The sequence below is a fragment of the Pseudomonas sp. NPDC088414 genome (assembly GCF_044753325.1).
GTDB lineage: Bacteria > Pseudomonadota > Gammaproteobacteria > Pseudomonadales > Pseudomonadaceae > Aquipseudomonas.
Map to the genome: position 1 here is coordinate 93,482 of NZ_JBIVMY010000016.1, position 23,709 is coordinate 117,190.

Sequence of the window (23,709 nt, forward strand, 5' to 3'; positions counted from 1 at the left end):
CCGGGCGCCTGGGGTTGTAGCGGGTGATTAGCGCTAGCGCGCCGCATGCCCCGGTGACAATGCGGTCAGTACGGAACATTGCGTTGCAGGATGTTCATTTTGAACTCCAGGACGGCGGCGCTGCGAGACGCAAGGGTCCGCACAAAGGTGCCAACCTTCGGGTCGTACTTGTTGCGGCTCAGACCTGCCTGCAACAAGCGGCCGCTTCGGGTCTGGATTCTGACGGTGGGGGTGTTGCTGTCGATTTCATCCAGCGTGATGATTTTGCCTTTGGCATCCAGAAGATTGAAAGTCGTCTGGTCACCGTCGTCAGGGCTATAGGCATTCAGGAAATCCTCCTCCTCTTTGCTGACGGTCATGTAGTGATAAGTGCCAGGGGTAAATATATACATCGTGTAATAGTCATCGATACACCGGAAGTAAAACGTCAGTGCATCAGGTGCAACATCCGGCTTCAAAAACAGATAGTTGGAAACATCAATATGGTGGGAGAAGCTGAAGAACTCGTAGTCGGGGCGAGGAGTGGTCACTTTTCTACCATAGGTCAGTCTCGGAAAGTGTGGATAACCAAACCGAGTGCTCAATGTCGCCGTAAAGGATTTTTCCTGGTTTGTACTCATGATGTTGCCTTGTCAAGTATTGGGAGTTAACGCTGAATGGCCAATAAGCCATAACGTGATGGAGTGTTCCCGTGAGCGGTCAGATCTCGTCCGGATTACTCAGGAACGATGCGTTGCGTTCGATGATGCGTAACTTGAAAACCACACCCTCTCCATCGAGTTCAGACAGATAGAGATAAGGCGCGCCCTTGCGGCGGATAATGCCGATGGCCTTCGAATTACGAGCCTTGAGTCGAACACGCTGAATGCCGCCCTTCATTTCTTGCAGGGTAACCATCCGGTTTTCAAGGCTCATCAGGTTGAAGGATGTCGTGTCACCGTCGTCCGGCAGATAGGCACCCAGTACCTTTTGGGCACTCTTGCTGATGCAGTGCCCGGTGTAAGTCGGGTGTGAGCGGATATAGAGATGGTAGTAATCGTCCGTGCAGCGAAAATAAACCGTCAAGGGTGCATGCAACGCAATCTCTTGAGCGGGACGACATCCCAGCAGATGTGAATCGTCCCGGACTGTTGGCGCGCCGGTAAAGAAACCGCCTGAAAATGTTCTGTCGTTGCGCAGAGCCGGAGTGCCATTCAGTTGGCCAAGAAAATCGACGTGTTGATTGTCAAGTTCCAGTGTCGCAATAAAAGAATTCTGCCTGTCGGTAATCATGAACTCATCCTTGAATTCCTTGTGGTCAACTTTTTAGAGTGTGTTTTTAACCGATTTAATTATGGGTTCTTCATTCTGGTATTTGGTTTGGGTGGAGCTTTTTGTTGTGTTGTGTGGCAGCAACAGTACCAGCTAAGTTGTGGCATGAGTCTGTTTTTGTCGGCGCTTATTGTTTCAGGCTTTTTAATTGTGTTATCCAGACAAGGGTTGCGATATTTATTCAAGCGAAAAAAAACCGGCCATCTCTGGCCGGTTTTTCATGCTGCGGATTTAACGTCACATCAAGCGCCGTACACCGGCAGTTTCTTGCAGATGGCTTTGACTTTCTCACGAACGGCGTCGATCACCGCTTCGTTGTTCAGGTCAGCCAGGATGTCGCAGATCCAGCCGGCCAGCTCTTTGCACTCGGCTTGCTTGAAGCCGCGAGTGGTCACAGCCGGAGTACCGAAGCGCAGGCCGGAAGTGACGAACGGCGAGCGTGGATCGTTTGGTACCGAGTTTTTGTTCACGGTGATGAACGCTTTGCCCAGAGCAGCGTCGGCGTCTTTACCGGAGATGTCCTGCTTGATCAGCGACAGCAGGAACAGGTGGTTCTTGGTACCGCCGGACACCACGTCGAAACCGCGCTCGATGAACACTTCGGCCATGGCCTGGGCGTTCTTCACCACTTGTTCCTGGTAAGCCTTGAACTCAGGCTGCAGCGCTTCCTTGAAGCAGATCGCTTTAGCGGCGATCACATGCTCCAGCGGGCCACCCTGGGCGCCCGGGAATACCGCGGAGTTCAGCTTCTTCTCGATCTCGGCGTTGGCGCGCGCCAGGATCAGACCGCCACGTGGACCGCGCAGGGTCTTGTGCGTGGTGGTGGTGACCACGTCAGCGAAAGGCACTGGGTTCGGGTAGACGCCAGCGGCGACCAGACCGGCCACGTGCGCCATGTCGACGAACAGGTAGGCGCCGACTTTGTCAGCGATGGCGCGGAAGCGCGGGAAGTCGAGAATCTGCGAGTAGGCAGAGAAACCGGCCACGATCATTTTCGGCTTGTGCTCAACCGCCAGACGCTCGACTTCGTCGTAGTCGATCAGGCCGTTGGCGTCGATGCCGTACTGCACCGCGTTGTACAGCTTGCCGGAGGAGGAAACGCTGGCGCCGTGGGTCAGGTGACCACCGTGGGCCAGGCTCATGCCCAGGATGGTGTCGCCACCTTGCAGCAGGGCCAGGTAGACAGCGGCGTTGGCTTGGGAGCCGGCGTGCGGCTGAACGTTGGCGTAATCGGCGCCGAACAGCTCCTTGGCACGGTCGATGGCCAGTTGCTCAACCACGTCGACGTACTCGCAACCACCGTAGTAGCGCTTGCCCGGGTAGCCTTCGGCGTATTTGTTGGTCAGTACCGAGCCTTGAGCTTCCATCACCGCAGGGCTGGTGTAGTTTTCCGAAGCGATCAGCTCAATGTGCTCTTCCTGGCGCTGAGCTTCTTGCTCCATGGCGGCAAAGAGATCGGCGTCGTACTTGGCAATAGTCAAATCACGGCTGAACATGGCGGTCCTCAAGGATCGGGGGCAGAAAAGGGGGGCATTCTAACCCAATGGGTTTTGGATGGCATATGAAACGACATCATGTCGCAGACAAGTGGCGTTCATGCCAGATGTGCGGTGCTTTTGCCGGCCTGAAAAGATCGCAGCCTTCGGCAGCTCCTACAGTAATCGGGGCTGATTGCGAAGATTGTGATCGACATCAATCCCTGTAGGAGCTGCCGGAGGCTGCGATCTTTTCTTCAGTCGAACATGAACAGGGCGTCGTTACTGAACTGCGCTTCAAACCGGCTCGCCGGCATCGGTCGCCCGAACAGATACCCCTGAACCTCGTCGCAACCATGCTCGCGCAGGAAGTCCAGTTGCTCATGGGTTTCCACGCCTTCGGCGATCACCGCCAGATTGAGGCTGTGGGCCATGGCGATGATTGCGCGAGCGATCTGCGCATCCTGTTCGCCTGACGGCAGTCCGTCGACGAAGGTGCGGTCGATCTTCAGCACGTCGATCGGGAATTGCTTGAGGTAGTTCAGCGACGAATAACCGGTGCCGAAGTCGTCGACCGCGATGCTCAGGCCAAGGTTTTTCAGCCCGGCGAGGATCTGCATCGCCTCGCTGACTTCGCGCATCAGGATACTTTCGGTCAGTTCCAGCTCCAGGCACGCCGGCGGCAGACCGGTTTCCCGCAGAATGGTGGCGATACGCGTACCGAGCTGGCCGTCGGAGAACTGCCGCGCCGAAATGTTCACCGAGACTTTCGGCACGCGCACCCGATTCTGGTGCCAGGTCTTGAGCTGACGGCAGGCTTCGCTGATGACCCAGTCGCCGACGTCGACCACCAGACCCAGCTCTTCCAGCACCGGAATGAAATCCCCCGGCGGCACCAGTCCACGACGCGGATGACGCCAGCGTAGCAGTGCCTCGGCGCCAGTCAGGCGTTTGCCGTCGCCGCTGAATTGCGGCTGGTAATACAGCACGAATTCGTTCTGCTCCAGCGCATGGCGCAGGTCGCTTTCCAGCTCCAGACGTTCCAATGCACTGGCGTTCATGTCGGCCTGATAGAACTGGAAGTTGTTCTTGCCGCGCTCCTTGGCGTGGTACATCGCGGTGTCGGCGTTCTTCATCAACTGGCTGAGTTCGTTGCCATCCTGCGGACTCAGGGCGATGCCGATACTGGCGGTGACAAAGAACTCGCGACCTTCCAGCACGAACGGTCGCACCAGACTGGCGAGAATCTGCTCGGCCACATGAATCGCCCGGTTCAGCGCCATTTCGCGGCTGGAGCGGTGTTGCAGAAGCAAGGTGAATTCGTCGCCGCCCATGCGCGCCACGGTGTCGTCATCGTCGACGCAGGCCAGCAACCGCGTGGCCATGTCTTTCAACATGCGGTCGCCGGCAGCGTGGCCGAGGGAGTCGTTGATCGGCTTGAAGCGGTCGAGGTCGAGGAACATCAGCACCACCCACGACTTCTGCCGTTCGGCCGATTGCAGCGCGGTGTGCAGGCGATCCTGGAACAGTGTGCGGTTCGGCAGGTGGGTCAGGGCGTCGTAGTAGGCGAGGCGGTGGATGCGTTGTTCGCTGGCCTTGCGCTCACTGATGTCGCTGAAAAAACACACGTAACTGGCGAGGTCGCCTTCATCGTCGAGCACCGCAGTGATGCCGACCCACGCCGGGTAATGCTCGCCGTTGCGGCGCTTGAGCCAGACTTCGCCTTCCCAGGTGCTGTGTTGGTGCAATTGCTTGAGCACGTAGCGCAGGTGCGCGTCCTGTTGTTCGTCGACGGTAAGCATGTTCGGCAACTGGTCGAGCACCTCGGACACGGCATAACCGCTGACACGGCTGAACGCCTCGTTGGCTTGCACGATGTAACCGGCCGGGTCGGTGATCAGGATCGCCGAAGTCGAGTGCTCGAATACTGTGGCGGCCATGCGCAGATCTTTTTCGGCGCGGCGCTGCTGGCTGATGTCGCGGCCGACGCCGAGCACGCCTTCGAACGCGCCGTGTTCGTCCCACACCAGCACCAGCCGCAGTTCGATCGGGATCTTGCGGCCGTCGGCGCGCAGGCAGTCGAACAGGAACATCTGCGTCTGCACCTGGCTTCGCAGTTGCGCGAGTTGCTCAGGCTTGTCGAGCGCTTTGCTCACCCGATCCATCAAGGTGTAAATGCCGGATAGCTGTTGCGGGTTGGCAATGGTCGATTGCCAGCCGTTCTGGAAGATCCACTCGGCGTCGTAACCCAGCACCGCCTGCACCGACGGGCTGACGTAGTTCAACGACAGCTTGCTGTCGGTGGAGAAAATCACGTCGCTGATGCTTTCGGCGAGCATCCGGTAGCGCTGCTCGCTGTCGCGCAACGATTCACTGGCCTCGATCTGCTCGGTGATGTCCTTGGCCACACCAATGATTCGCGTGACCTGATCATGCTTGTCGCGGGCCAGCGCCTGCTCACGAATGTCGAAGCGCCGCCACTTGCCGTCGCGATGGCGGAAGCGCAATTGGCACTGCAACAACTGGCTGTAACCGGCGTGCCGCTGCATCTGCCGCGAGCGATGGTAGTAGTCGGCGTCCTCCGGGTGCAGGAGGATTTCCCAGAAGTACTCGCCCATCTGGTGCAGCTCGGAGCGGTTGTAACCGAGGGTCTGGCCGAGGTGGTGGTTGCTGAAAATCATCCGCTGGCTGATCACGTCCTGCACATACAGATGATCCGGCACGGTGCGCACCACGTCCGACCAGAAACCTTCGCGCTCCAGCAACGACAGTTCGATCAGCTTGCGGCTGGTGATGTCGTTGATGCTCAGAATCACCGCTTTATAGTCGTGCTGTTCCTCGGGCAGGCGCAGGACCATCCACAGGTGCTGATCGCGGCCGTTGATATCCGGCAGTCTGATTTCCAGTTCCAGCTGCTTTTGCTGCTGCAGAACGGCGTCGAGCACCTGGTTGCCGATGGCGCATTGATGGTGTGGATGTCCGTCGATCAACAACTGCCAGGCGTGCTCGCAGGAATTGACGTTGAGCAGTTGCAGCGCCACCTGATTGACCTCGGTGACGCGCAGTTCCTGCAGCAGTTGCTGGCGCTGGGCCGGTTGGTCGAGCCAGGCCTTGAGCTGGTCGCTGGTCTGGATCTGTGCCTTGTCGAACACCTGCTTGAGGCCGGACAAATCCAGCACGCACAACGCCACGCCGGTGCCTTCGAAAATGTCCTGATAACGCCGGCGGCCTTCGTGCAACTGACGTTGGCGGCGACGCATGTTGAGCAGCGCGATCACCGGCAACATCGAGAACGCCAGGCCCAGCAGGCATTTGCCGATGAACGCTGGCAGCAGTTCTTCGAGCACCCGCTGACGGTCGAACAGCCCGCGCAATTGCCAGTCGCTGCTGCTCAGCGGCACGGTCAGCACGGTGTTGGCCATGTCGTCAGGGCTTAGCACCCCGGGCCTTGCAGAAGACAGCGCTTCGTCGCGGCTGATGATTTGATGGTTGAGACGGTTTTCCACCAGCCACAACGGGCGGATGCCGGTTTCGCCCAGCTTGGTCAGCGAGTCGAAGAAGGTCGGGGTCAGGCGCAATACCCAGTAGCCGCGCGTGCTGCCGCTGGCCTGATGCAATAACAGGTGCACCACCGAGCCGTCATCGGCATTGCTGAAGTAATGCGCCTGGGCGCGGCTGCGGCGCACCAGTTCAGCGAGGTAATCGACGTCGTGGCTGTCGCTGGCGCTGTCGTTGAGGATTTTCCCGGACGGGCTGAGCAGGGCCAGGCTGCGCAGATCGGGCAGCGATTGCTGGAGCTTGCGCAGCAGCGCCTGCTGTTCGTCGGACGACTGCGGTTGTTCGACGATCGGTAGCAGGTTGAGGGCGATTTGCGCATTCAGCGACATGTTCAGGCTGACCTGCGAGGCGAGGTCGGCGGTGTAGTCGATAGTGTACTGACGCTGGTTTTTCTGGGTCTCGCGCAATTGATCGAGCAGTTGCCAGAACAGCAATGCCAGCAGCAAAAGTACCAGCGTCGCCAACGCACCCTTCAAAGTTCCGCGCAGGGGCGAGCCGGTCCCCGGATTGGACGCGCTCACAGAAGCTGGCGGGGTAACGTTGGACAAGCTGTAATCCTGCGGTTTGGCTGGACTGGCGCGACGTGCACTATAAGCCGGACGCCCGAAGGGCGGCTAGCATGCCTTGAGTTGTGGCGAAGTGCCAGCCCCACTCGGCTGGACTGCCTTCCGTCATTCAGGTAGCTTTGCCGGTTACGCGGGAGCGTTCCAGCTCCTAGAATCAGGTTTTTTTAGCGCGCACGCCTTGATGGCCATCAAGTGATCAAGTGAACGACGCGCATCAGCCTGGCCGGGCATCGCCTGCGCTCCAATCATTCATCTGTCACTGACCCAAGGTTCTCCATGGCTCAATACGTCTTCACCATGCATCGGCTGGGCAAAGTTGTTCCGCCGAAGCGGGAAATCCTGAAAAACATTTCGCTGTCGTTCTTCCCTGGCGCCAAGATCGGCGTACTCGGCCTCAACGGTTCGGGTAAGTCCACGCTGCTGAAAATCATGGCCGGCGTCGACACCGAGTTCGAGGGCGAAGCCCGTCCGATGCCGGACCTGAACATCGGTTATCTGCCGCAAGAGCCACAACTTGATCCGACCAAGACCGTGCGTGAAGTGGTCGAGGAAGCGGTCAGCGTGATCAAGGATGCACAAGCGCGTCTGGACGAGGTCTACGCCGCTTACGCCGATCCGGACGCCGACTTCGACAAGCTGGCTGCCGAGCAGGCCAAGCTCGAAGCGATCCTGCAGGCCAGCGATGGTCACAACCTGGAGCGCCAACTGGAAGTCGCTGCCGACGCCCTGCGTCTGCCGGCCTGGGACGCCAAGGTTGAACACCTGTCCGGTGGTGAAAAACGTCGTGTGGCCCTGTGCCGTCTGCTGCTGTCCGCACCGGACATGCTGCTGCTCGACGAACCGACCAACCACCTGGACGCTGATTCGGTGGCGTGGCTGGAGCACTTCCTGCACGACTTCCCGGGCACCGTGGTTGCGATCACGCACGACCGTTACTTCCTAGATAACGTTGCTGGCTGGATTCTGGAACTCGACCGCGGCGCGGGCATTCCTTACGAGGGCAACTACTCGGGTTGGCTCGAAGCCAAGTCCGATCGTCTGGCCCAGGAATCCAAGCAGCAGTCGGCTCACGAAAAAGCCATGAAGGAAGAACTGGAGTGGGTGCGCAAAGGCGCCAAGGCCCGCCAGTCGAAATCCAAGGCACGTCTGCAGCGTTTCGAAGAAATGCAGTCGCAGGAATTCCAGAAGCGTTCGGAAACCAACGAGATCTACATCCCGGCCGGTCCGCGTCTGGGCGACAAGGTCATCGAGTTCAAGAACGTCACCAAGGGCTACGGCGATCGCGTACTGATCGACAACCTGTCGTTCTCCATGCCCAAGGGCGCCATCGTCGGCGTGATCGGTGGTAACGGTGCCGGTAAGTCGACCCTGTTCCGCATGCTGATGGGCAAGGAAACTCCGGATTCGGGCAGCATCGAAATCGGCGAAACCGTGCAACTGGCCTGCGTGGATCAGAGCCGCGAAGACCTCGACGGCAGCAAGACCGTGTTCCAGCAGATCTCCGACGGTTCGGATCAGATCCGCATCGGCAACTACGAGATCCCGTCGCGCACTTACGTTGGTCGCTTCAACTTCAAGGGCGGCGACCAGCAGAAGTTCGTCAAGGACCTGTCCGGTGGTGAGCGCGGTCGTCTGCACCTGGCGCTGACCCTGAAGGAGGCTGGCAACGTCCTGCTGCTCGACGAACCGTCCAACGACCTCGACGTTGAAACCCTGCGTTCCCTGGACGAAGCCCTGCTGGACTTCCCGGGCGCCGCCATTGTGATCTCTCACGATCGCTGGTTCCTGGACCGCGTCGCGACGCACATCCTGGCGTACGAAGACGACTCGCAAGCAGTGTTCTTCGAAGGCAACTACACCGAGTACGAAGCCGACCGCAAAAAGCGCCTCGGCGAAGCGGCGGCCCAGCCACATCGGGTACGCCACAAGAAGCTGGCCTGATTCGGGTTGGTTGGATGAAAAAGAGCGGAGCCTTCGGGCTCCGTTTTTTTTGCCTGGGTTTTTCAGGTGCAACCGAGTCGAGGCCATCGCGAGCAGGCTCACTCCTACAATTGGAATGCGGTCTCCTGTAGGAGTGAGCCTGCTCGCGATATCGGTGTAACTATTGGTGCATCACTTCAATCTTATCTCCCCATTCAGGTGCAAAACCCGCTCAAAAAACCACCTGATTTATATCCTGTGCACCATTTAATTTCATAACTGCGACATTTTGCGCTGTTCCTGTGCGCAATTCGTTTGTTACAGTCCGGCTCAATCGCTTCCAACGACAATAAATTTGCCGAGACTTTTCCCATGATCGAATCCGTCGAATCCTTCCTCGCCCGCCTGAAAAAACGCGACCCGGATCAACCCGAATTCCACCAGGCTGTCGAAGAAGTCCTGCGCAGCCTGTGGCCGTTTCTCGAAGCCAATCCGCATTACCTGACCTCGGGCATTCTGGAACGCATCTGCGAGCCGGAGCGGGCGATTGTGTTCCGCGTGTCGTGGGTCGACGATCAGGGCAAGGTTCAGGTCAACCGCGGTTTCCGCATCCAGATGAACAGCGCCATCGGCCCGTACAAGGGCGGCTTGCGCTTCCATCCTTCGGTGAACCTGGGCGTGCTGAAGTTTCTCGCCTTCGAACAGACGTTCAAGAACTCCCTGACCTCGTTGCCCATGGGCGGCGGCAAGGGCGGTTCGGACTTCGATCCGAAGGGCAAGAGCGACGCCGAAGTCATGCGTTTCTGCCAGGCGTTCATGAGCGAGCTGTACCGCCACATCGGCGCTGACGTCGACGTGCCGGCCGGCGATATCGGCGTCGGGGCGCGCGAGATCGGTTTCCTGTTCGGCCAGTACAAACGCCTGAGCAACCAGTTCACCAGCGTGCTGACCGGCAAGGGCATGACCTACGGCGGCAGCTTGATTCGGCCGGAAGCCACCGGTTTCGGCTGCGTGTACTTCGCTGAAGAAATGCTCAAGCGCCGCGAGCAGACCGTCGAAGGCAAGCGCGTGGCGATCTCCGGTTCCGGCAACGTCGCCCAGTACGCAGCGCGCAAGGTCATGGACCTGGGCGGCAAGGTGATTTCGCTGTCCGACTCCGAAGGCACGCTGTACTGCGAATCGGGCCTGAGCGAGGAACAGTGGCAGGCGTTGCTTGAACTGAAAAACGTCAAACGTGGACGCATCAGCGAATTGGCCACGGCGTTCGGTCTGGAATTCCGCGCCGGTCAGTTGCCGTGGTCGCTGCCGTGCGACATCGCGCTGCCCTGCGCCACGCAAAACGAACTCGATGCCGAATCTGCTCGTACGCTGCTGCGCAACGGCTGCGTGTGTGTGGCCGAAGGTGCGAACATGCCGACTACGCTTGCGGCTGTGGATATCTTCATCGAGGCCGGCACCCTGTTTGCCCCGGGCAAGGCATCGAACGCCGGCGGGGTCGCGGTCAGCGGCCTGGAGATGTCGCAGAACGCGATGCGCCTGCTGTGGACGGCCGGCGAGGTGGACAGCAAGCTGCACGCGATCATGCAGTCGATCCACCATGCCTGCGTGCATTACGGCGAAGAGAACGGACGGATCAACTACGTCAAAGGCGCGAACATCGCCGGCTTCGTCAAAGTCGCCGATGCGATGCTCGCGCAGGGTGTGGTTTAAGCCGGTTCGATGCGAATCACTTCAATCAGCTGATCGCCGGCGGGGCGCTGCCACAGCACTTCGTCATTGAGCCGGGCACCTAGCAGTGCCCGACCCAGCGGCGAAGCCCAGTTGATCAGGCCCTGACTGGCGTCGGCCTGATCCTCACCGACCAGTTGCACCCGACTTTCGGTGTCGTGTTCGTCGGCGTAGGTCACCCAGCTGCCGATCTGCACCTTGTCGGTGGAAGTCGCGGGAGCAGCGACCTGTGCACTGGCGAGGCGTTGGTTGAAGTAGCGCAAATCTCTTTCGAGATCGGCCTGACGCTGTTTGTCGGCTTGTTCGCCCTTGGCCGATTGCTCGGCGTGCAGGGCTTGCAGTTCGGCGACTTTGGCCTGCAACTGCGCCAATCCTTGGGGGGTGACGTAATTGGGCTGCGCACTGACCTGCCGTTCGACGGGCTGATCGGCTTGGGCGGCGGCGTTATCTTCGTTGACGAAAGCGCGACTCATGGTGTCCTCCTGTTATAGGAATTGGGCCATGGTCGCCGGCATTTGGTTTCACTGGATGTCTGGAAGCGACCTATTGCGAGCGATAAGCCCGCCCGGCGTCCTGATCTTTCTGTTGCTGCCAGGCGCGCTCGCGTTCGTCCCAGTGCTCATTGCGATACTCTTCGCGATCCTTGTTTTCCAGCATTGCCTGACACTGGCGGAAGCCGTCGGTCCAGCCTTCGGCGTATTGCTTGTCCTTGAGATAGCGCGGCACGTTCTTGCGGAACTCGCCGCTGATCGAACCGGCGGCTTGCCGGCCACTGATGCAGCCATCGTCAAAACCGTCGGCGAAGGCCGGTGGATAACCTTTGGCGATCAAGTCTTCGTGGGTGGTCTGGCAACCCCCGAGCAACAGCAAAATACCCAGCAAACCCGCACACCGCCACATCGCACTCTCCCGCGCCGATTTTCGGCTTATGGGGAAAGTCTAGAAGGTGATTCGTCGGACGTTGGTGAAAGGCATGTAGGTAATTCGTTGAACACCACAAATCCCTGTAGGAGTGAGCCTGCTCGCGATAGCAATTTACCAGTCACTGTTGCTGTGTCTGACCTACCGCTATCGCGAGCAGGCTCACTCCTACATGGGGCTAGGTTCCGGATCAGTAGTGATACCACTTCACCTCAAGCATCACCTCGGTTTCCGGCGTCGCCACATGACTGAACTCACGCTGCGCCGTCAGGCGCAAACCGAGGTTGCGTGACAGCTCCCACTGCTGGTTCAGGCTCAGGCTGCGGCGTACTTCGCCGTTGGTGAAGTAATCGCCCTTGGCTTCGACGCTGAGATTGCCCAACGGGTTTTTCCACAGCACGCCGGTGTTGAAGCCTGCGGCCGGCGTGACGAATCCGGCGAAGTCATTGTTGTGCTCGATACGCACCGTGCCAAGGGCAAAGCCGAGCGTGTCTTCGCCTAACTGCCAAGTACCGCCACCACCACCGTTGACGTGGCTGACCAGGTTTTCGTCATCATGCTTGCCCGGTACGCGCTCGAGGCCGCCGGTGACTTGCCAAGACAGTGGTTGCAGCAACTCATTGCGCGGGGTCAGCGAGCGGATGGTCGCCAGGTCCAGTTGCTGGAATTGCCACTGATTGCCTTCATACTGGCGCAGCTTCATCTGCAGGATTTCGATCTGCGCGCCAAGGGGGAAGCTTTCGGCGTTGTCGTTGAGATCGTGATAGGCCATGCGCAAACCGTACTCGCCGAAGGCACGATCGCCCCGTGTGCCGACGCCGGCCTGCCAGGTGCGTGATTCGTGGCCGTCTTCGGGCAGCCCCGGTTGCGGGATCTGCAGCTCCGGCGCCGGGTTCTTGTTGATCGCCCGCAGCAGATCGAAGCTGCGCTGCGACCGTTGCGCATCACGCTCCTGACCGTTGGCGCGGTAGCGTTCCAGACGATACGCGGCGTCGATGATCAGCGCCTGACGATCCCGGGGCAGGGCCTTGAAGGTCGGCTCCTGCAACACCTGTTGATCGGCGCTGACTTTCAGCACCCATTGCTGTTCTTCCTTGTTCAACGGCTCGGCGCGGCTGAGCAATTCACGCTCGCGTGACGGGCGATATTCGATGCTTTCCACCAGCCCGGCTTCCTTCACGGCTTTGACCGTGTCGGTGGGGATGGCGGTCAGCGGGAATTGCTCGGTCAGGCGCAGGCTCGGGCGCGCCACCTGCAGCAGTTCGAGCAGGCGATAGGAGCAGTTTTCGTCGAAGAAGAAATAGTCGAACTGGATCTGCTTCAGCTCCCACACATGCTCGACCATGCGTGCGGTTTCTGCTTGTGTCAGGTTCAGCCGGTATTCCCACAGGTCGCGGTTTTCCAGGCTGCGGTACTCGGAGAGTTTTTCCTGGTAGGGCACCAGCGCAAACAGCCCCGGATAGCCGCCCATCAAGCCTTTCCAGGCATATAGGATGCTGTTGTCCGAGCCTTCGATGTAGGCGCCGAAGTTGATCGCATAACTCAGCAGCGAGGTCTTGTCGGCCTGCACGTCGGCCTGATCGATACGCAACAGGGTGTGGCCAAACATTGAAGACGGGCTGTTGAGGTAGGCCGCCGGGAAGATCATCACCGCGCTGTGTGGCGAGACGTCCTTGAACCACTTGTTGAATTCGGCGCAATCGGGGGCGGGCAGGTCGCTGAGGTTGAGCTGCGCTTTCAGCCAGCGGGTGCGCGCCGGGTAGACGCATTGCGCATGCTGCTCGCCGAGACTGGCGGGGGCGTACAGTGCCTGCACGGTGGCAGCCAGTTCATGGTCGGGGTGTTCGTTGCCATCGGGCGCAAGAAAGAATTTCCTGTCGCTGACATAGCTGCGCCAGCCACCAAGCTTGGCGGTTTCGTAATGACCGAGGGAAATCCAGAAGCGGTCGTTGGCCAGTTGCTGCAAACGTTGAGGGTCGATGTGAGGCGCGGCGGACAGCGGGGCGCAGACACAGAGCGCCAGCCAGGCAAGGCGTTTGAGCATAAGTGGCAACTTAAGTCGAAAGAAAGACAAAGACCCCAGGCATTAATGCCGATCAGTCAAACCCGCACCAACCCTGTGGCGAGGGAGCTTGCTCCCGCTGGGGCGCGCAGTGGCCCCGCTTTGAAAACCGGGAGCGCTGCGCACTCCAGCGGGAGCAAGCTCCCTCGCCACAGGGCTCGGCACATGTCACAACTGACTTGCATTGCTCAAAAAGGGTGGGCCATAAAAAAACAAAACCCGCTTCCCGAAAGAAGCGGGTGGGGTCGAGCTTAAGCCTGAGTTGCGTACTTGGCCAGACGTGGGTCTGATTTCAGAACGGCCAGGGTGTTGGTATGCACGTCTTCGGCGGTTACGTCAGCCTTGCTGAAGATCTGCTGGAAGTGCTCGTGAGTGACAGCAGCGAAGTGCGCACGGTCTTCCGGCGCAACGCCCAGTACCACGGCATAGGTCGTCAGCGCTTCGCCGTTGCCCTTGGCCATGTCTTCGGACAGCTCGTTCATCATGCCATTCATGGCGAACCAGGATTTACCGCCGTAGGTCAGCGACGCGTTGGTCGAGCAACCGTTGGTGCCGGAAGTCATACCGAACGTAGCGTTACCGGAGGTGCCGTTAGTGGTGGATGCCAGGAAGTGTGCCGGGGTGCCACGCTGACCTTCGAACAGCATGTTGCCCCAACCGCAATCCGGGCCACCCGGGGCTTGCGCCATGGCGTTGATGGAAACAGCGGTGAAGAGAGTACCGAGAAGAATCCGTTTCATAGCTTTGTTCTCTTTGTGTGCATACCAATGGACAGGGTTCTGACCCCCAGGCTCTGTGATAACAGACCCCTGAAGCGCCAGTGGGCCGGTATTAGTTCCAGCCGCGCAGTTTGGAGTTTAGGCACGTTCCGGGGGTTCCGTGATTTTTTACAAAAGATTTGGCGATAACCCCGGATTCACGGGGGGCGAAGCGGGATGGCCCGGTTGTCTATGCTTTGTCGTGTGGCGCGCCTTGCCAGTGGGGCACGGGCAGCGCCAGAATGCCGCTATCTGCCCCGCCTGATTGTTAAGGAAGCCCGATGCCTGATCCTGTTGCTGCCAGCCTGCGTATAGCGCCCGAAGCGCTGACTCGTCCGTTTTCCGCTGAACAGTTCAGCTTCACTACCACCAATGATCTGGAGCCCTTTCGCGGTGTGCTCGGCCAGGAACGTGCGGTCGAAGCCTTGCAGTTCGGTGTGGCCATGCCACGCCCCGGTTACAACGTATTTGTCATGGGTGAACCGGGCACCGGCCGGTTTTCGTTCGTCAAACGCTACCTGAAGGCCGAAGGCAAACGCCTGCAGACCCCGGCGGACTGGGTCTACGTCAACAATTTCGATGAGCCGCGCGAACCGCGAGCGCTGGAACTGCCTTCGGGAACGGCCGCTGCGTTCATCGGCGATATCAACGGGCTGATCGACAACCTGCTGGCGACTTTCCCTGCGGTGTTCGAACACCCGTCCTACCAGCAAAAGAAAAGCGCCATCGACCGCGCCTTCAACCAGCGCTACGACAAGGCGCTGGACGTCATCGAGCGTCTGGCCCTTGAGAAAGACGTCGCCCTGTACCGTGACAGCAGCAATATCGCCTTCACCCCGATGCTCGAAGGCAAGGCGCTGGACGAGGCCGAGTTCTCGCAATTGCCGGAAGCCGAGCGTGAGCGTTTCCACGAGGACATCTCCGGCCTCGAAGAACGCCTGAACGAAGAACTCGCGAGCCTGCCGCAGTGGAAGCGCGAGTCGAACAATCAGCTGCGTCAGCTCAACGAAGAAACCATCACCCTGGCCTTGCAGCCGTTGCTCTCGCCGTTGTCCGAGAAGTACGCGGAGAACGCCGCGGTCTGCGGCTACCTGCAAGCGATGCAGGTGTATCTGCTGAAAACCGTGGTCGAGCAACTGGTCGACGACAGCAAGACCGACGCCGTGGCGCGCAAGCTGCTCGAAGAGCAATACGCGCCGAGCCTGGTGGTGGGCCATCCGGCCAGCGGCGGTGCGCCAGTGGTTTTCGAGCCGCACCCGACTTACGAAAACCTGTTCGGGCGCATCGAGTACACCACCGATCAAGGTGCGCTCTACACGACTTATCGCCAGTTGCGCCCGGGTGCACTGCACCGTGCCAACGGCGGCTTCCTGATTCTTGAAGCGGAAAAAATGCTCAGCGAGCCATTCGTGTGGGATGCGCTGAAGCGGGCCCTGCAATCGCGCAAGCTGAAGATGGAATCACCGCTGGGCGAGATGGGCCGTTTCGCCACCGTGACCCTCAACCCGCAGCACATTCCGTTGCAGGTCAAAGTGGTGATCATCGGTGCGCGGCAGTTGTACTACACGCTGCAGGATCTGGATCCGGACTTCCAGGAGATGTTCCGCGTACTGGTCGACTTCGACGAAGACATCCCGATGGTCGACGAAAGCCTGGAGCAGTTCGCCCAGTTGCTGAAAACCCGCACTTCGGAAGAAGGCATGGCGCCGCTGACGGCTGATGCGGTGGCGCGTCTGGCGACCTACAGCGCAAGGCTGGCCGAGCATCAGGGGCGTTTGTCGGCGCGGATCGGCGATCTGTTCCAACTGGTCAGCGAGGCGGATTTCATTCGTCACCTGGCCGGTGATGAAATGACCGATGCCGGGCACATCGAGCGTGCGCTGAAAGCCAAAGCCACTCGCACTGGCCGCGTATCGGCGCGGATTCTCGACGACATGCTCGCCGGGATCATCCTGATCGACACCGACGGCGCCGCGGTTGGCAAGTGCAACGGGCTGACTGTGCTCGAAGTCGGTGATTCGGCGTTTGGTGTGCCGGCGCGGATTTCCGCCACGGTGTACCCGGGCGGCAGCGGTATCGTCGACATCGAGCGCGAGGTCAACCTTGGGCAACCGATCCACTCCAAGGGCGTGATGATTCTCACCGGGTATCTGGGCAGCCGTTACGCCCAGGAATTCCCGCTGGCGATCTCCGCGAGCATCGCGCTGGAGCAATCCTACGGTTATGTCGATGGCGACAGTGCGTCGCTGGGCGAGGCGTGCACGCTGATTTCGGCGCTGTCGAAAACTCCGCTCAAGCAGTGCTTTGCGATCACCGGTTCGATCAACCAGTTCGGTGAAGTGCAGGCGGTCGGTGGGGTCAACGAGAAGATCGAAGGTTTCTTCCGTCTCTGCGAAGCCCGCGGGCTGACCGGCGAGCAAGGCGCGATCATTCCGCAGGCCAACGTCGCCACGCTGATGCTCGACGAGAAGGTGCTGGCGGCGGTGCGCGCCGGGCAGTTCCACGTGTACGCGGTGCGTCAGGCAGACGAGGCGTTGAGCCTGTTGGTCGGCGAGCCGGCCGGTGAGCCGGATGCTGACGGTCAGTTCCCTGAGGGCAGCGTCAATGCGCGCGTGGTCGAGCGTCTGCGGGTGATTGCCGAGATGATCAGTGAAGACGATCTGAAAGAGGCCGAGAAGGAATTGGCGCAGGAGGCGTTGGCAGAGGCCAAACCAGCTTAAAAAGTCTGGAGCAAATCCTGTGGGAGCGAGCTTGCTCGCGAAGGCGGCATACCAGTCGACATTTAGTTGCCTGAACATCCGCATTCGCGAGCAAGCTCGCTCCCACAGTTGTTTTCCAGATTGATTTTTGCGGTGATCATCAGGAAAAGTGCCACTACTCTGACGTCAATATTCACACAATGACCATTCGGCGCCTTCTGGTTCCATCCGGCTTGCGCGGCGGACTTTTCTTCTATTCTCAGCTCAAGGACATCGACAGTATCACTGGATCGAAACAGCCTTCGCGTGAAGGCTGAATACAGGTTTTACCGAGGGTCGCCGCCATGTCGCGCAACCTCTGCCTCACCCGTCAATGCCTGGGTCTTGTGACCCGCATCGAATGCGCCATCAAACCGCTGGCCGGCGATAACGGCATGTGGACCTTGCTCTTCGCTGCCGGCATGGCCGGTGAACAACCTTCCGCCATCAAGGCTCAGGGCCCGTTTCACGGGCCGGTCGCCGCCGAGTCGATTCTCGACACCATTGTTGAAAGCCTGACGATGCACGGTTACGAGCTGGCCGACGATCCGCAGATCTGGAGCCTGCACCTGCAAGCCCAGCTGCGCCAGATCAATGGCGGGCGTGGGCGTACGGTCGGCGTGTTCGACCACTAGGCGCAATCATGGCGCGGTGTCGGACTGCTGCGCCTTGTCGAGCTTGACCTCAAAGCCGTATTGAACGGTATTGAGTTCGGTTCTCTGATAGGTCTCCACATGCGTTGGACGGCCATAGAAGTAATGCACGCCGAACAGCGCCGGACCATCCGCACTCGCGTCGTGACTGACCGAAAGAATCTGTTTCAGGTAGTTACCGCTGTCGTCCTTGACGAAGAATCGCCAGGCGTTGGCCGGGAACAGTTTCAAGTCCACCACCAGCATGTTGTTCTTGATCTCCAGGCCTTTGGGCAAGGATCTGGCGTCGTAGGTTTGCTTGTCGACGGTCGCGAGAAACAACGGCATCGAGCCCACGGCAATCGCCGGGGTTTCCGGGAACAGGTTCAAATCGTAAGTGATCGTCGCTTGCAGCGGATCGACCTGATACGCCTCGGGCGGCAGTTCGATCGGCTCATCGAGTTTGCCACTGCGTTTCTCGGTGAAGAAGGTCACGGGACTCTCGCCGGGGCTGAAGTCATCGCCGAGCAGCTCATCGTTGAAGGTTCGACGGTGAGAGAACTCGATGCGTGCAGCGCTCGGATCCTCCACGGACTGATGGATGCGGATGCCGGCCTTCAACGCTTCCTCGGTGAGGCTCGCGCCCTTGAGCCAGTTCGGCGCCAGGTCGTCATAGACGACCACCGCCGGGTCCAGCGGCTGGATGGCTTTTTCGGTGGTGTGCTGACTGAAGGTGCGCACCGGCAGGTCCAGCGCCTTGCGAGTCACGGTTGCCGATGAGAAATCGAGCACGCTGACTTCCAGGGTATCGATGGGGCCATTGAAGTAGACCTTGTTGTAGCGGCGCGGATGCTGCTGCTCGAAGGTCTGCTGTTCGTCCTCGAGCTGTTTTTCCAACGCCTCGCTCCAGGTTTTCTGCTGTTGCAGATGCGCCAGTTGTTTCTCGTAGAAGGCGACTTGTGCCGGGCTCTCGTTGATCGAACCGGCGCGCACCAGGTATTGCCCGCTGGGGTCGCGGGCCTGAACGATGACTGGATTGAGCTGCGCACCCTCGACCTCAGGTGCCAATGGCAGGCTGTTGCTGAATTCGACTTCGGCGTAGTTCTTTTCAAGCTTCAGCAGAGTGACGCTGAGGTTGTCGTCGGTGCGGGTCTGGCCGACATCCTTCTGGTTCAGGTTGAAGCTGAACAAGCGACGCGGCGCGATGACTTCGACTTTGCCTTGCAGGCTCACCGGTTGTGGCTGGCTCTTCTTGTCCACGTCCAACCCTTCGATGAACGGGTAGGTCACGGTCAGGTCATCGGGGTTGTTGACGTTGGAACTGGACGGGCTCAACTGAATGCCGGGATCGGTTTCCGACCACTCCGGCTGATAAGCGATCACGCGCTTGTTGCTTAGGGTCACCGACTGCCATTCCACGCCATGCGGGAACAGGAAACCGCCGGGAATGTTAAGGTTGAAGGGGAACACCGGTTGCAGGTCAGTGAGGTAGTCGGAACTGGCGTCCTTGTGCAGCACGAACAGCCCGTTGATAAAGGTATCGACCAGCGCCTGCGGCGAAGGGTAGTGCTTGAGGATGCCGAGCGTGTCTTCGCCGTAGACGGTTTTCAGCGGGGTGCTGTCGAGCTTGAGCTGCGCGCGTTCGAGCAGCAGCAGCGAACCGCCGAGTTCTGTTACGGCGTCCTTGAGTTTCGGGTCGGTGATGGCGTCCAGTGAGTGTTCGAACGTTGCCGTCTTCGCGTCGAGGCTGACCGAGGGTTTTTTCTCTTCGCCGGGCGAGCAGCCACCCAGCAGCAGAGCGAGGCAAATTCCGGCAGTCGTCAACGGTAATCGCACATGCATTTCCAGTCGTCCTGTCCACTTTCGCTAGGCGGTCAATGGTTTGGACAGTAGCAGAAAAAAAATCACCTACACACGCAGGTTGCAGTGATTGGAGGTGCGAGCCGGGCGGTTTCTGGTCGTCACGGGCGGCTGGTATACTCGCCGCCGATTTCAATCCTTATTGTGTGAGAGTCAATGGAACGCTTTATCGAAAATGCAATGTACGCCACGCGCTGGCTGCTGGCGCCGATCTATATCGGGCTGTCCCTCGGGCTGCTGGCGCTGGCATTGAAATTCTTCCAGGAAGTGTTTCACGTCATTCCCAACGTGTTCTCCATGGCCGAATCGGATCTGATCCTGGTGCTGCTGTCGCTGATCGACATGGCGCTGGTGGGCGGCCTGCTGGTGATGGTGATGATTTCCGGCTACGAGAACTTCGTGTCCGAGCTGAACATCGACGAAGGCAAAGAGAAGCTCAGCTGGCTGGGCACCATGGATTCCTCGTCGCTGAAGATGAAAGTGGCGGCGTCGATCGTGGCGATTTCCTCGATCCATCTGCTGAGGATCTTCATGGATGCCAAGAACGTCGATCCCGAGCACCTGATGTGGTACGTGATCATCCACATGACCTTCGTGATCTCGGCGTTTGCCATGGGCTATCTGGACAAGCTCACCAAGCACTGATCATTGGCTGATCGCTGCAAAAACACCGCCCGTCTGTTGCGAAACAGACGGGCGGTGTCGTTTGTGGCTTGTGCTTTGGTGCGCGCGGGCATATCCCTGTAGAGGTCCTGGCTCGCCACCGCACGAGGTGCGTTCATGAACCTGCAAGAATTGAATGCGTTTGCCATCGCCAGAAAGGTCGATGAGCTGAACCTGATCTCCATGGAGGGCGGACTTTATCTGCTCGAGGCGCGGATGCATGGGGCGGCGTATCCGCTGAGTGATCCCAAGGGCAACATGCTGATGTTGCGTTCGGTGGAGCATGCGCGGGATGTGCTGCATAACTTTCCGGTGCTGCCGTTCAACCTTGTGCACACCTCGGTGCACGATGAAATGTGCGGCCTGGGCGCCAGTGGCGAAGAAAGCCTGAAAGTGCCGCTGGCCTGGCGCTCGGCCCTGTAGGCCTTGCGTCCCATCCTCTGGGCATCTGTGCTAGTCTGCTCGCCCTTTTTCATGTAGGGCTTTTCGGAGGGGTTTGTAAGAATATTTCCTTCCGGATCGCCCCAGAGCGGAGCATTGTCATGTCCGAAGTAAATCTGTCCACCGACGAAACCCGCGTCAGCTACGGTATTGGCCGTCAGCTGGGTGACCAGCTGCGCGACAACCCGCCACCGGGTGTTAGCCTGGACGCGATCCTGGCCGGTCTGACCGACGCATTCGCCGGTAAGGAAAGCCGTGTTGGCCAGGAAGAAATGTCCGCCAGCTTCAAGGTTATCCGCGAAATCATGCAAGCCGAAGCCGCCGCCAAGGCTGAAGCTGCTGCCGGCGAAGGCCGTGCGTTCCTGGCTGAAAATGCCAAGAAAGAAGGCATCACCACCCTGGCTTCCGGTCTGCAATTCGAAGTGCTGACCCAGGGCGAAGGCGCCAAGCCATCCCGTGAAGACACCGTGCGTACTCACTACCACGGCATGCTGATCGACGGCACCGTGTTCGACAGCTCCTACGATCGTGGTCAGCCAGCGGAATTCCCGGTAGGCGGCGTGATCGCCGGCTGGACCGAAGCCCTGCAACTGATGAACGCCGGCAGCAAATGGCGCCTGTACGTGCCGAGCGAACTGGCTTACGGCGCCCAAGGCGTTGGCAGCATCCCGCCGCACAGCGTTCTGGTATTCGACGTCGAGCTGCTGGACGTTCTGTAATGCCTGGCCTGCCTTGATGGCGGGCTAATGTAGGAGTGAGCCTGCTCGCGATGGCGTCTGTTCAGTCGACTGCTCAGTTGCCTGATAGGCCACTATCGCGAGCAGGCTCACTCCTACAGTTTGTTGGGGCTTCATATTTCGATCTTGTGATGCAGCTCATTGGTCGGGCGCAAGGCCCGGGCATAGCAGAACAGGAACAGATTGCGCACCAGCTCCTTGAGCACCAGCGGTTCGCTGGAATTCAGGCTGCTGACGTCCAGATCACCCTGATCCTGCAGCTCATGCAGGGCTTCTTCTTCCAGTACCGCACAGACTTCGCCGGTTTCCCGATGCAGGATCCTGAGGTACGGATGTGGGCGATCCAGCCAGGCGTCGATCAAATAAGTCATGGGTCTCATCTCCTTGAAAGGTTTCAATGAGAATAATTCTTATTCGTCAAATAGCAAGTGCCTATTGGCGGAATGCGATTTTTTCCGGGTAAAGATTGCGTAAGGTCAAATCGGCTGGCGTCTGGCTATTACGCGAGAATGCGGGAGGGGAAAGCGGGGAGGGCAATTCACCATCCCGCGGCGGGCGCGGGATGGATGACAGCAGGATCAGACCTTTCTGACGAACTCGGACTTGAGTTTCATCGGGCCGATGCCATCGATCTTGCAGTCGATGTCGTGGTCGCCATCGCACAGGCGGATGTTCTTGACCTTGGTGCCGACCTTGACCACCAGCGAGGTGCCCTTGACCTTCAGGTCCTTGATCACGGTGATGGTGTCGCCGTCCTGCAGCACGTTGCCGACCGAATCTTTCTTCACGGCATCATCGGACGTCACTTCGGCTTCGCCATTGGCCGACCACTCGTGGGCGCACTCAGGGCAGATCAGTTGGGCACCGTCTTCGTAGGTGTATTCGGAATTGCATTTCGGGCAGGGTGGCAACGTGCTCACTAAGGCTCCTTGGTAGGGGATCGCTAAAAGTCGCACATTGTATAGGGTTTTCTTTGTATGGGGAGCTGAAAGCAAAAGATCGCAGCCTTCGACAGCTCCTACAGATGATTTGAGTAGGAGCTGCCGAAGGCTGCGATCTTTTGATCTTGCTTCAGCGATATCAGTGCGTGCGGGCGACTGCAAACTCGCTCAGTTCTACCAGTGCATCGCGGTATTCGCTGGCCGGCAGCGCGTCGAGGCACTTGATCGCACGGGCCACGTAGTCGCGGGCCAGTTGTGCGGTGTACTCCAGCGAACCCGAGGCTTCCACGGCGATGCGGATGCTTTCCAGGTCTTCGATCCCGCCTTTCTGGATCGCCTGGCGCACCAGAGCAGCCTGCTCCGGCGTGCCTTCACGCATGGTGTAGATCAGCGGCAGGGTCGGCTTGCCTTCGGCCAGATCGTCACCGACGTTCTTGCCCAGGGTCTCGGCGTCGCCCTTGTAGTCCAGCAGGTCGTCGACCAGCTGGAACGCCACGCCCAGGTGATCACCGAAGGTGCGCAGGGCTTCGCTCTGCTCGGCGGTGGCACCGGCCAGTGCGGCAGCGCTGTGGGTCGAAGCTTCGAAGAGCATCGCGGTCTTGCCGCGGATGACTTCCATGTAGGTTTCTTCGGTGGTGCTGGCGTCGCGTACCTTGGACAGCTGCAACACTTCGCCTTCGGCGATAATGCGCGTGGCCTGGGACAGGATCTTCATCACCGGCATCGAACCCAGCTCGACCATCATTTCGAACGAGCGCGAGTACAGGAAGTCGCCGACAAGTACGCTTGGGGCGTTGCCCCACATGGCGTTGGCGGTCGAGCGGCCACGGCGCATGCCGGACATGTCGACCACGTCGTCATGCAGCAGGGTCGCGGTGTGCAGGAATTCGATGGTGGCGGCCAGCAGACGCAGGTCATCGCCTTCGCGGCCCAGCGCCTTGCCACACAGCAGCACCAATAAAGGACGCAGGCGTTTACCGCCGGCCGAGGTGATGTAATCGCCGATTTTCGATACCAGCGGCACTCGGGAAGTCAGCTGCTTCTTGATGATGCCGTCGACGGCGCTAAAATCGTCCGCCACCGCGCGGTAGAAAGCTTGGGGTTGCATCAGCGACAGTTGCTCCAGAAGGGTTGCGCGGCATGCTAGGACCCCCACCGGGGCCTGTCAAGGCGCGATGGACGGCCACTTGCGTGACTCTCGATGCTTGCGTACAATCGCGCACCCTGAACTTCCTGGGCAGCACCTGCCTTACGCAATTGCACTTGGGCCGTTCCAGCCCCATGCAGCCATGCCAGCCAATACCTCTTCTTATAAAGAGCTGGGTGAGCAGGATTATCGGAGAAATACCATGTACGCAGTTATCGTTACCGGCGGTAAGCAATACAAGGTCGCTTATG

At 59.4% G+C, this 23,709-nt stretch carries 20 protein-coding genes; 8 read left to right on the forward strand and 12 right to left on the reverse strand.

Annotated features, from left to right (window positions below):
* Positions 1-65: 65 nt before the first annotated feature.
* The 4 genes from ACIP8I_RS15690 to ACIP8I_RS15705 form a co-directional block, all read right to left on the reverse strand.
* On the reverse strand, positions 66-620 hold the full coding sequence (locus ACIP8I_RS15690; protein WP_400762226.1) for a hypothetical protein: 555 nt from the start codon (positions 618-620) through the stop codon (positions 66-68).
* 79 nt (positions 621-699) lie between these two features.
* Positions 700-1,272 (reverse strand): hypothetical protein, encoded by a 573-nt coding sequence (locus ACIP8I_RS15695; RefSeq protein WP_400762228.1) that lies wholly within the window; start codon positions 1,270-1,272, stop codon positions 700-702.
* Positions 1,273-1,553: 281 nt separating this feature from the next.
* On the reverse strand, positions 1,554-2,807 hold the full coding sequence (gene glyA / locus ACIP8I_RS15700) for a serine hydroxymethyltransferase (RefSeq protein ID WP_007963781.1): 1,254 nt from the start codon (positions 2,805-2,807) through the stop codon (positions 1,554-1,556).
* A gap of 236 nt (positions 2,808-3,043) precedes the next feature.
* Complete coding sequence (locus ACIP8I_RS15705) at positions 3,044-6,892, reverse strand: EAL domain-containing protein (protein WP_400762230.1); 3,849 nt, start codon at positions 6,890-6,892, stop codon at positions 3,044-3,046.
* A 294-nt stretch (positions 6,893-7,186) separates the two neighbouring features.
* On the opposite strand from ACIP8I_RS15705, the gene ettA reads away from it, so the two are divergent.
* On the forward strand, positions 7,187-8,851 hold the full coding sequence (gene ettA, locus ACIP8I_RS15710) for an energy-dependent translational throttle protein EttA (RefSeq protein WP_400762232.1): 1,665 nt from the start codon (positions 7,187-7,189) through the stop codon (positions 8,849-8,851).
* A gap of 351 nt (positions 8,852-9,202) precedes the next feature.
* On the forward strand, positions 9,203-10,540 hold the full coding sequence (gdhA, locus tag ACIP8I_RS15715; RefSeq protein ID WP_400762234.1) for an NADP-specific glutamate dehydrogenase: 1,338 nt from the start codon (positions 9,203-9,205) through the stop codon (positions 10,538-10,540).
* Here the strand turns inward: gdhA and ACIP8I_RS15720 are convergent.
* From ACIP8I_RS15720 to ACIP8I_RS15735, 4 genes are all read right to left on the reverse strand, one after another.
* A complete protein-coding gene (locus tag ACIP8I_RS15720; protein WP_400762236.1) occupies positions 10,537-11,031 on the reverse strand; it encodes a GreA/GreB family elongation factor in 495 nt (164 codons plus the stop codon). The genes gdhA and ACIP8I_RS15720 overlap by 4 nt on opposite strands.
* 70 nt (positions 11,032-11,101) lie before the next feature.
* Positions 11,102-11,458, reverse strand: a complete 357-nt coding sequence (locus ACIP8I_RS15725; RefSeq protein WP_400762238.1) for a hypothetical protein — start codon at positions 11,456-11,458, stop codon at positions 11,102-11,104.
* Between the two features lie 211 nt (positions 11,459-11,669).
* Positions 11,670-13,523, reverse strand: coding sequence for a DUF4105 domain-containing protein (locus ACIP8I_RS15730; RefSeq protein WP_400762240.1), 1,854 nt, complete (start codon positions 13,521-13,523; stop codon positions 11,670-11,672).
* Positions 13,524-13,792: 269 nt separating this feature from the next.
* Positions 13,793-14,281: a DUF3015 domain-containing protein gene (locus ACIP8I_RS15735; RefSeq protein ID WP_007909797.1), complete on the reverse strand. Its 489-nt coding sequence runs from the start codon at positions 14,279-14,281 to the stop codon at positions 13,793-13,795.
* A gap of 299 nt (positions 14,282-14,580) precedes the next feature.
* Here ACIP8I_RS15735 and ACIP8I_RS15740 point away from each other — a divergent pair, with 299 nt between their 5' ends.
* Both ACIP8I_RS15740 and ACIP8I_RS15745 read left to right on the forward strand, forming a co-directional pair.
* The gene (locus ACIP8I_RS15740) at positions 14,581-17,019 is read left to right on the forward strand and encodes a Lon protease family protein (protein ID WP_400762242.1); all 2,439 of its coding nucleotides are present in this window, start codon (positions 14,581-14,583) and stop codon (positions 17,017-17,019) included.
* A 323-nt stretch (positions 17,020-17,342) separates the two neighbouring features.
* Positions 17,343-17,672, forward strand: coding sequence for a hypothetical protein (locus tag ACIP8I_RS15745; RefSeq protein WP_007963794.1), 330 nt, complete (start codon positions 17,343-17,345; stop codon positions 17,670-17,672).
* Between the two features lie 6 nt (positions 17,673-17,678).
* Here ACIP8I_RS15745 and ACIP8I_RS15750 read toward each other — a convergent pair whose 3' ends face one another.
* Complete coding sequence (locus ACIP8I_RS15750) at positions 17,679-19,511, reverse strand: hypothetical protein (protein ID WP_400762244.1); 1,833 nt, start codon at positions 19,509-19,511, stop codon at positions 17,679-17,681.
* A 174-nt stretch (positions 19,512-19,685) separates the two neighbouring features.
* On the opposite strand from ACIP8I_RS15750, the gene ACIP8I_RS15755 reads away from it, so the two are divergent.
* The 3 genes from ACIP8I_RS15755 to ACIP8I_RS15765 all read left to right on the forward strand — a co-directional run bounded on the left by ACIP8I_RS15755 (position 19,686) and on the right by ACIP8I_RS15765 (position 21,352).
* Positions 19,686-20,174 carry a TIGR00645 family protein gene (locus tag ACIP8I_RS15755; RefSeq protein WP_007963798.1) on the forward strand — a complete coding sequence of 163 codons (489 nt, stop codon included), beginning with the start codon at positions 19,686-19,688 and terminating at the stop codon, positions 20,172-20,174.
* Between the two features lie 135 nt (positions 20,175-20,309).
* Positions 20,310-20,615: a DUF6482 family protein gene (locus ACIP8I_RS15760; RefSeq protein WP_007963800.1), complete on the forward strand. Its 306-nt coding sequence runs from the start codon at positions 20,310-20,312 to the stop codon at positions 20,613-20,615.
* A gap of 119 nt (positions 20,616-20,734) precedes the next feature.
* Entirely contained in the window at positions 20,735-21,352 is a 618-nt protein-coding gene (locus ACIP8I_RS15765) for an FKBP-type peptidyl-prolyl cis-trans isomerase (RefSeq protein WP_007963802.1), read from the forward strand.
* 131 nt (positions 21,353-21,483) lie between these two features.
* Here the strand turns inward: ACIP8I_RS15765 and ACIP8I_RS15770 are convergent, their stop codons facing one another.
* From ACIP8I_RS15770 to ACIP8I_RS15780, 3 genes are all read right to left on the reverse strand, one after another.
* Positions 21,484-21,741, reverse strand: coding sequence for a hypothetical protein (locus ACIP8I_RS15770; protein ID WP_003228365.1), 258 nt, complete (start codon positions 21,739-21,741; stop codon positions 21,484-21,486).
* A 207-nt stretch (positions 21,742-21,948) separates the two neighbouring features.
* A complete protein-coding gene (locus ACIP8I_RS15775; protein WP_400762247.1) occupies positions 21,949-22,290 on the reverse strand; it encodes a zinc ribbon domain-containing protein YjdM in 342 nt (113 codons plus the stop codon).
* Positions 22,291-22,450: 160 nt separating this feature from the next.
* Positions 22,451-23,419, reverse strand: a complete 969-nt coding sequence (locus ACIP8I_RS15780) for a polyprenyl synthetase family protein (protein WP_007963807.1) — start codon at positions 23,417-23,419, stop codon at positions 22,451-22,453.
* Between the two features lie 79 nt (positions 23,420-23,498).
* Between ACIP8I_RS15780 and ACIP8I_RS15785 the strand changes: the two genes are divergently transcribed.
* A partial coding sequence (locus tag ACIP8I_RS15785) for a hypothetical protein (RefSeq protein WP_400762249.1) occupies positions 23,499-23,709 on the forward strand: 211 nt, incomplete at its 3' end.

Coding starts and splice junctions, on each gene's coding strand:
- ACIP8I_RS15755 (WP_007963798.1), top strand. CDS start 19,686: ATGGAACGCTTTATCGAAAATGCAATGTACGCCACGCGCTGGCTGCTG.
- ACIP8I_RS15760 (WP_007963800.1), top strand. CDS start 20,310: ATGAACCTGCAAGAATTGAATGCGTTTGCCATCGCCAGAAAGGTCGAT.
- ACIP8I_RS15780 (WP_007963807.1), bottom strand. CDS start 23,419: ATGCAACCCCAAGCTTTCTACCGCGCGGTGGCGGACGATTTTAGCGCC.
- glyA (WP_007963781.1), bottom strand. CDS start 2,807: ATGTTCAGCCGTGATTTGACTATTGCCAAGTACGACGCCGATCTCTTT.
- ACIP8I_RS15765 (WP_007963802.1), top strand. CDS start 20,735: ATGTCCGAAGTAAATCTGTCCACCGACGAAACCCGCGTCAGCTACGGT.
- ACIP8I_RS15770 (WP_003228365.1), bottom strand. CDS start 21,741: ATGACTTATTTGATCGACGCCTGGCTGGATCGCCCACATCCGTACCTC.
- ACIP8I_RS15735 (WP_007909797.1), bottom strand. CDS start 14,281: ATGAAACGGATTCTTCTCGGTACTCTCTTCACCGCTGTTTCCATCAAC.
- ACIP8I_RS15740 (WP_400762242.1), top strand. CDS start 14,581: ATGCCTGATCCTGTTGCTGCCAGCCTGCGTATAGCGCCCGAAGCGCTG.
- ACIP8I_RS15745 (WP_007963794.1), top strand. CDS start 17,343: ATGTCGCGCAACCTCTGCCTCACCCGTCAATGCCTGGGTCTTGTGACC.
- ACIP8I_RS15750 (WP_400762244.1), bottom strand. CDS start 19,511: ATGCATGTGCGATTACCGTTGACGACTGCCGGAATTTGCCTCGCTCTG.
- ettA (WP_400762232.1), top strand. CDS start 7,187: ATGGCTCAATACGTCTTCACCATGCATCGGCTGGGCAAAGTTGTTCCG.
- gdhA (WP_400762234.1), top strand. CDS start 9,203: ATGATCGAATCCGTCGAATCCTTCCTCGCCCGCCTGAAAAAACGCGAC.
- ACIP8I_RS15690 (WP_400762226.1), bottom strand. CDS start 620: ATGAGTACAAACCAGGAAAAATCCTTTACGGCGACATTGAGCACTCGG.
- ACIP8I_RS15695 (WP_400762228.1), bottom strand. CDS start 1,272: ATGATTACCGACAGGCAGAATTCTTTTATTGCGACACTGGAACTTGAC.
- ACIP8I_RS15720 (WP_400762236.1), bottom strand. CDS start 11,031: ATGAGTCGCGCTTTCGTCAACGAAGATAACGCCGCCGCCCAAGCCGAT.
- ACIP8I_RS15730 (WP_400762240.1), bottom strand. CDS start 13,523: ATGCTCAAACGCCTTGCCTGGCTGGCGCTCTGTGTCTGCGCCCCGCTG.
- ACIP8I_RS15725 (WP_400762238.1), bottom strand. CDS start 11,458: ATGTGGCGGTGTGCGGGTTTGCTGGGTATTTTGCTGTTGCTCGGGGGT.